Annotated in this window: 6 protein-coding genes; 3 read left to right on the forward strand and 3 right to left on the reverse strand. The window is 67.7% G+C overall.

All coding sequences use genetic code 11. The features are described 5' to 3' along the window. From DBR20_RS22765 to DBR20_RS07250, 3 genes are all read right to left on the reverse strand, one after another. On the reverse strand, positions 1 to 2384 hold a 2384-nt coding region (locus tag DBR20_RS22765), incomplete at its 3' end, for a YhdP family protein (protein ID WP_258223240.1). Positions 2385 to 2414: 30 nt separating this feature from the next. Beyond that, complete coding sequence (rng, locus tag DBR20_RS07245) at positions 2415 to 3902, reverse strand: ribonuclease G (protein ID WP_108265705.1); 1488 nt, start codon at positions 3900 to 3902, stop codon at positions 2415 to 2417. Continuing rightward, positions 3895 to 4503 (reverse strand): Maf family nucleotide pyrophosphatase, encoded by a 609-nt coding sequence (locus DBR20_RS07250; RefSeq protein WP_108265706.1) that lies wholly within the window; start codon positions 4501 to 4503, stop codon positions 3895 to 3897. The genes rng and DBR20_RS07250 overlap by 8 nt, the downstream gene beginning before the upstream one ends. Before the next feature lie 130 nt (positions 4504 to 4633). On the opposite strand from DBR20_RS07250, the gene DBR20_RS07255 reads away from it, so the two are divergent. The 3 genes from DBR20_RS07255 to DBR20_RS07265 all read left to right on the forward strand — a co-directional run. Continuing rightward, a complete protein-coding gene (locus DBR20_RS07255; RefSeq protein ID WP_108265707.1) occupies positions 4634 to 5371 on the forward strand; it encodes an SIMPL domain-containing protein in 738 nt (245 codons plus the stop codon). Between the two features lie 220 nt (positions 5372 to 5591). Then, a complete protein-coding gene (locus DBR20_RS07260; protein WP_108265708.1) occupies positions 5592 to 6245 on the forward strand; it encodes an energy transducer TonB in 654 nt (217 codons plus the stop codon). A 216-nt stretch (positions 6246 to 6461) separates the two neighbouring features. After that, on the forward strand, positions 6462 to 7257 hold a 796-nt coding region (locus DBR20_RS07265; protein WP_181393040.1), incomplete at its 3' end, for a TonB-dependent receptor plug domain-containing protein.

Here is a 7257-nt window from a genome sequence, read left to right on the forward strand (position 1 = left end):
AGGCGCAGCTCACTCGGCGGCGCTGGCGCACCCGGCGCGACCTTCGGCAGGTTCACCGCGATGGTCCACGGCGAGGTGCCATTGATGTACGGCTTCAGCCACGCCATTTCCGGTGCGCGGTCGATCAGCACGCCCGCATCGAGCGTGGCGGCCAGTTCCGATTCGAAGGCCAGTTTGGGGTCACGTACGAAACCACCGGCGCGCAGGCTCAGCCGGCCGTCCTGGCCGAGGTGGCGCACGGTCAGCTCCTCGGCGGCGAAGCCGGCGTTGCTGTAGCGGGCCTGCCCGCGCATGTTGTCGAATTCCAGCTGGAAGCGCTTGTCGACCAGCTTCAGCCCGGCCAGGTCCACCGTGCCCTGCAGGTGGCCGCCGCCCTGGTCATGGTGCAGCGGTTGCAGCAGATCGAAATGCACGTTGGCCGGGCCGCTTGCCGCGAGGTTGTCCAGGGTGTCGCCGTATTCCTTGTGCAGCGGGCTCTGCCGCAGCATTGCCAGCAGCTTGCCGGCATCGCCCTGGCTGTCGGCGCGCACGTACAGGGGTTGCTGGCCGAAATCCTGGATGCCGGCTTCGAACTTCTGTACCGCTACGCCGGCCAGATCGCCGCGGCCCTGCATGTGGAAGCCGGGGCCGATGAAGGCGACATCGGCGTCCACCTGACTCATCAACGGCCAATCGTGCTGGAAGCGGATGTCACCGTTGGTGATGTGGCCGGTGGCCTCGAAGCGGCCATCGTTGTTGTCGAACGGCCAGTCGTCCAGGTCACCACTGACCAGGCCGATGCCGTTGCGCACCTGGCCACCGGCCAAGGCCATGTCCAGCCAGTCGGTGGCGCCCTTGCTCATTTTGGAATGGATCCAGAAACGCTTGGCGGCGGTCATCGGCACGTCGTCCAGCTTGGCCGCCAGCTGCATCCACGGCCGGGTGCCATCGCCCTGGAACCAGAGCCCACCGCGCACGTCGGCGGCGTAGTCGGTGCCTTCCACGCGCATCGCCGGGGTGCCGATGCGCCAGCCACCGCCCTCGTCGCGCCAACCGACGATCTGCCCGGCCAGGTGCAGGTCATGGCGCACGCCGAAACCGGTCGGCCAATCGAACTGCAGCTGGCGTTGCGGCTGCAGCTGCAGGCTGAAGCCATCGGCATCGCCCTCGAAGCGGCCGCCCAGGCCACGCAGGCCCGGCGAGTTGCCCACGCTGGCGAAGCCCAGCGACTGCAGTTCGCCCTGTACCCACAACGGGCCATCCTGCTGACCGCGCACCTGCAGCTGCGCCACGTCCAGCTGCGGCTTGGCCAGGTACAGCCAATGGCGCAGGCCCGCATCCAGCCGGTCGCTGAGTGACAGCGCGCGCAGCGCGAGACCCGCCTGCGCCGCCCCGGCCTGCACCTGCATCTGCTTGCCCAGCCGCACGTGCAGGCCATCCAGCTGCTGCTGGCCGCCATCGGCCTGCAGGCGCAGGCGCGGCACCTGCAGCGCCCAACCGTCTGCGGTCCGCTGCCAGCGCAGGCGCGCCTGCAGCCGTTGCAGCTGCATCTGCGGACCCGCGATGCCGGGCATCGGCGCGCCTTCGATACGCAGATCGCGCAGGTCCGAATCGGTGGTCAGCGCCACCGGCGCGAAATCCCGCAGGGTCAGCCACAGGTTGAGTTCGCCCTTGCCCTCGCGCAGGCGCATGCCACCGGCAGCCAGCAACGGCGACCAGGCGCGGAAATCAATCGGGTCGGCACCGAGCCATGCCTGGCCGTTGCCGCGCTGGCGATCCAGGTCCAGCACCGCGGTCAGCGGCAAGGTATCGGTCTGTGCCCAGGCACGCACGCCCACCCGCAGGCGGTCGCCATCCACGCGCAGGCGCAGATCGATGCGTGGCAGGCTGGCGTCGACGCCCAGCGCAGGCGCATGCACGCCCAGGCGACCGCCAATCACCTGCAGTTCGCCCAGCCGGCGCAACGCATCCAACGGATCGCCGCCTGCACTGGACTGCGGCAGGCCACGCACCGACCAGCGCCCATCGGCAGCCTGCTGCAGATCCAGTGCCAGGCCGCGCAGGCGCAGTTCGGTCAGCGAGCGGCCCGGCAACAGACCGCTGTACATCGACACCAGCACTTCGGCTTCGCCGATGGCCAGGCCCTGGCCCGCGCCGATGCGCAGGCCCTTCAACTGCAGCAATGGACCGCGTCGGGTCCAGGTGGTGTCCAGGCGTTCGAAGCGCACCGGTTGTCCGGCGCGCGCGCTCAGCCAGGCCGCGATCCTGTCCGGATGGCGCTCAGCCAGCGGCAGCAGCTGGCTGAGGGTGCCGACCAGCAGGGCAAGCCCGACCAGGCCGACCGCGCATGCGGCGATGAAATGACGGCGGATCCTTCGCAGTCGCAGGCGCGGCGGCGCGCTCATCGGCCACCGAAAGCAGACAGTCGGCCTGGATCAGAGCAGAACAACATCGAACTGCTCCTGCAGGTACTGCTCATCCGCCTGGAAGCGGATGCTCTTGCCGAGGAACTCCTCCAGCTCTGCCACCGCCGTGGATTCCTCATCGGTGATCCGCGCCACCACCTTGCTGGAGGCGATCACCAGCAGGCGCGCGGCATCGAACTGACGCACCGCACGGGTGATCTCGCGGAAGATTTCGTAGGTCACCGTTTCGGTGGTCTTGATGGTGCCGCGGCCACTGCACTGCGGGCAGGTCTCCGACAGCTGGCGCTCCAGGCTTTCCACCGTGCGCTTGCGGGTCATCTCCACCAGCCCCAGCGGCGAGAAGTCGTACACCGTGGTCTTGGCGTGGTCGCGGGCCAGCGCCTTTTCCAGGGTACGCAGCACCTGGCGGCGATGCTCGGCGTCATCCATGTCGATGAAGTCGATGATGATGATGCCGCCCAGGTTGCGCAGGCGCAGCTGCCTGGCCACCGCCTGCGCGGCCTCCAGGTTGGTGCGGAACACCGTCTCTTCCAGGTTGCGCTGGCCGAGGAACGAGCCGGTATTGACGTCGATCGTGGTCATCGCCTCGGTCTGGTCGATCACCAGGTAGCCACCGGACTTCAGCGGCACCTGCTTGTCCAGCGCACGGCCGATCTCGTCCTCGACCCCGAACATGTCGAAGATCGGACGATCACCGCTGTACAGCTCGATCTTCTCGGCCAGCACCGGCATGTACTTGGCCACGAAGGCCTGCAGCTGGGCGAAGGTCTCCTTCGAGTCCACCTTCACCTTGTCCACGTCCTTGCGGATCAGGTCGCGCACCGAGCGCAGCGGCAGGCTCAGGTCTTCATAGATGTTGCTGCACGACGCCGCCTCGCGGCCGCGGCGCTCGACCACGTTCCACACCCGTGACAGGTAGGCGATGTCTTCGGCGATGGCCTCGGCCGGCTGGCCCTCGGCATTGGTGCGCACGATGTAGCCGTAGCCGCCGTGCTGGGCCGACAGTTCGGTCACCAGCGCCTTCAGCCGTGCGCGCTCGCCTTCGTCCTCGATACGTGCCGACACGCCCACGACCTTCGATTGCGGCAGCAGCACCATGTAGCGCGAGGGGATGCTGATCTGGGTGGTCAGGCGTGCGCCCTTGGTCCCGATCGGATCCTTCACCACCTGCACCACGATGTCCTGGCCGTCGCGCAGCAGCTCCACGATCGGCACGCTGGACGGCGGCGGCAGGGTCGTGTTCTCGGTGTCGGCACTGGCCACCGGCGCCGGCCGCACCACGTCGTTGGCGTGCAGGAACGCAGCGCGGTCCAGCCCCACTTCGACGAAGGCCGCCTGCATGCCCGGCATGACCCGCTGCACCTTGCCCTTGTAGATGTTGCCGACCACACCCCGGCGCCAACCGCGCTCGATGTGCAGTTCCTGCAGCATGCCGTTCTCGATCACCGCGACCCGGGTTTCGCGCGGGGTCACATTGACCAGGATTTCCTCAGACATCGGCAGCCTCCCTGGCGGCATCAGCAGTTGGGGCCAGCACGCCGCAGCGGGCCAGCAGACGATCGGTATGCAGCAACGGCAGCCCCATGACACCGGAGTAGCTGCCGGAAAGGTGTTCGATCCAGCGCTCGGCGCCGCCCTGGATGGCATAGGCGCCCGCCTTGTCCAGCGGCTCGCCGGTGGCGACGTAGGCGGCGATGTCGGCGGCACTGATCGGGGCGAAGGTGACTTCGGAAACGACCAGTTCGCTGTCCAGCCCCTGCGCGTCCACCACAACCACGGCGGTCATCACCTGATGGGTGCGCCCGGCCAGCCGCGCCAGCATGGCCCGCGCGTCGGCGGCGTCGACCGGCTTGCCGAACACGTCGCCATCCAGCACCACTTCGGTATCCGAGCCCAGCACCCGTGCCTGCGGGTCATCGGCCAGCACCCGCGCCAAGCCGGCGCGCGCCTTGTCGGCGGCGACCCGGCAGACATAGTCCTGGGCACTTTCAGAGGCCGCGCGCTGCTCCACGACCTCCAGGTCCAAGGCCTGGAAAGGGCGTCCGAGTCGGGCCAGCAGCTGGTTGCGTCGGGGGGAGCGGGAAGCAAGATAGAGCATCGACACAGCATAACCTGACGCCGGTACCTGAATCGTCGGACAATCCTTCCCCGGCGCCTGCAACCCCGAACGGACTCACAGCGCGTTCATCGCTACGACACCACCCTCACCGCCACAACAAGGAGATCCCATGCGCCGCACCGCCACCCCGCTGCTGCTTGCCCTGTCCCTCGCTCTTGGAGCTTCGATGACCGCCCATGCCGACCCGTCGTCGCCGTCGATCGCCGCCGCGGCCGAAGGCACGCTGCTGAACATCTCGGCCAACGCCGAATCCACCCGCGTGCCGGACGTGGCCACCCTGTCGGCCGGCGTGGTCACCCAGGCTGCCGACGGCAACAGCGCGATGCGCCAGAACGCCCAGCAGATGGACAAGGTGCTGGCCGCGATCAAGGCCGCCGGCATCGCCGAGCGCGACGTGCAGACCAGCGGCGTCAGCCTCAACCCGCAGTACCGTTACGCCGACAACGAAGCACCGAAGATCACCGGCTACCAGGCCAGCAACACCGTCAGCCTGAAGGTCCGCGACATCGCCAAGCTCGGCAAGGTGCTGGATGCGCTGGCCGCGCAGGGCGCCAACCAGATCAACGGCCCGCAGTTCGAGATCGACCAGCCCGAGCCGGTCTATGACGAAGCCCGCCTGGCAGCACTGAAGAAGGCCCAGGCCCGCGCCCAGACCTATGCGAAATCGCTTGGCCTGCAGGTGCGCCGCATTGTCAGCATCTCCGAGAACGCCGGTGGCGGTTTCCGCCCGCCGATGATGATGCGATCGATGGCGGCGGGCGCGGCGATGGACAAGGCCACCCCGGTCGCCCCGGGTGAGTCGACCGTCTCGGTGAACCTGGACGTGGTGTTCGAACTGGGCCGCTGAGCCCCTGCCCGCTTCCTGCAACGGCGCCCTGCGGGGCGCCGTTTTCGTTTCCGCCGTTGCCGTGCCTGCCTCGCTAGATGAAGGCCAGCTCAACGCTGCCGCCCCTGCCTCTAGGCAGTGGTGGAGGCGGCGCGCTAATGATTGACTGCCAGCCGCGTGCGGCAACCCCGATGGCGGCCCTGGTGCGTTGAGGACTTCAACACTGGCATGGAGGTGGACCATGGTTCGTACGTATCCCGTAGTACCCCTGCACTTCGATCCCGCCCGCGTTGCCGCCTGGAGTGCGGCCATCGCTCTGCATCTGCTTGCGTTCCTGATGTTGCTGATTCCGGCGACCTACCAGGCCGTCACCGCACTTCCCCGCGACCAGACCACGATCCGGTTCATTCCGAAGGAAGAACCGAAGCCGGAGCCCGTCCCCTTGCCGCCCAAGCCTGAGAGGGTGGAAGTGGTGCAGAAGCAGCAGGCCGTGCCGGTTCCCCCGACACTGCCCGCCCCCACCGCAACCGTCGAAGAGGCCCAGGGCATCATCCTGCCAGCGGCCGAGCCGACAGCGGTGCAGGCGCCGCCGACGATCGCCCCGTCCACGCCGTTGGCCGGTGCCCAGCTGCAGTACCGCAGCAACCCGCCGCCCAGCTACCCGATCCAGGCGCTGCGCAACCACGAGCAGGGCACGGTGCTGCTGCGGGTGGAAGTGGACCCCAGTGGCCAGCCGGTGAATGTCAGCATCGAACGCAGCAGCGGTTCGCGCAGCCTGGACCAGGCCGCGCGCCAGCAGGTGCTGCGCCACTGGCGTTTCGTGCCGGCCGAGCGTGATGGCATGGCCGTTCCGGCGATCGGCATGGTGCCGGTGCAGTTCTCCCTGCCCGACTGAGTCAGAGGCCGGCCCGGCAGTGCGCCGGGCCGGCCACAACGGTGAATGGGCCGGAACAGGGCCAATCTGCCCGGTTATTTGAACTTCGTTGGAAAACCGTTACGAATTTAGTAAAACTTCACACCTCCGTCACCTGCCGGAAACCTAGATTGACGCGTCCCGGGACACACCGGAGACAGCCCTCAATGCTCGAGTTTTCCAGTCAGGAGAGAAGCTGTGAAACACCCGATCCAACGGCCCGCCAGCCGCCGCCGCAACCACCTGGCAACATCCATCACCCATATCCTCACCGGCGGCGCCCTGCTGCTCGCCGGTGCCGTGGCCTCCTCGTCTGCATTCGCACAGGAACAGGCCACCAACCTTGACCGGATCACGGTCACAGGCTCGAACATCCCGCGCACCAACACCGAGACACCGTCGCCGGTGCAGGTGGTGACCCGCCAGGAAATCGATCGCACCGGCAAGACCACACTTGCCGAGTACCTGCAGACCATCACCGCCGATGGCGCCGGCTCCATCCCCAAGACCTTCGGCAACGGCTTCGCCGGTGGCGGCGCCGGCATTTCGCTGCGCGGCCTCGGTGCCGGCTCGACGCTGGTGCTGTTGAACGGCCGCCGCATGGCGACCTACGGCCTGGCCGATGACGGCCAGAAGGTGTTCACCGACCTCAGCACCATTCCCCTCGATGCCGTCGAGCGCGTGGAAGTGCTGAAGGACGGCGCCTCGGCGATCTATGGTTCCGATGCCATCGCCGGCGTGGTCAACATCATCCTGCGCAGCGACTTCCAGGGCGCGATCCTGCGTGCCTCCTACGGCACCTCCGGTGATGGCGACGGCAATGCCAAGAAGGCCACCCTGACCGCCGGTACCGGCGATCTGGCCACCGACGGCTGGAATGCATTCTTCAGCCTGGATGTCGGCAAGACCGACGCCATCAAGATCAGCGACCGCAAGAACCGCAAGTGGATCGGCACCGGCGATACCCGCCAATGGGGCTACGATGCAGCCGATT

Source organism: Stenotrophomonas sp. HMWF023 (assembly GCF_003060985.1).
In the GTDB taxonomy this organism is placed as follows: Bacteria; Pseudomonadota; Gammaproteobacteria; order Xanthomonadales; family Xanthomonadaceae; genus Stenotrophomonas; species Stenotrophomonas lactitubi.

Excerpts from the sequence above, each read along its gene's own strand:
- DBR20_RS07255 (WP_108265707.1), top strand. The coding sequence starts at position 4,634 with ATGCGCCGCACCGCCACCCCGCTGCTGCTTGCCCTGTCCCTCGCTCTT.
- DBR20_RS07250 (WP_108265706.1), bottom strand. The coding sequence starts at position 4,503 with ATGCTCTATCTTGCTTCCCGCTCCCCCCGACGCAACCAGCTGCTGGCC.
- DBR20_RS07260 (WP_108265708.1), top strand. The coding sequence starts at position 5,592 with ATGGTTCGTACGTATCCCGTAGTACCCCTGCACTTCGATCCCGCCCGC.
- rng (WP_108265705.1), bottom strand. The coding sequence starts at position 3,902 with ATGTCTGAGGAAATCCTGGTCAATGTGACCCCGCGCGAAACCCGGGTC.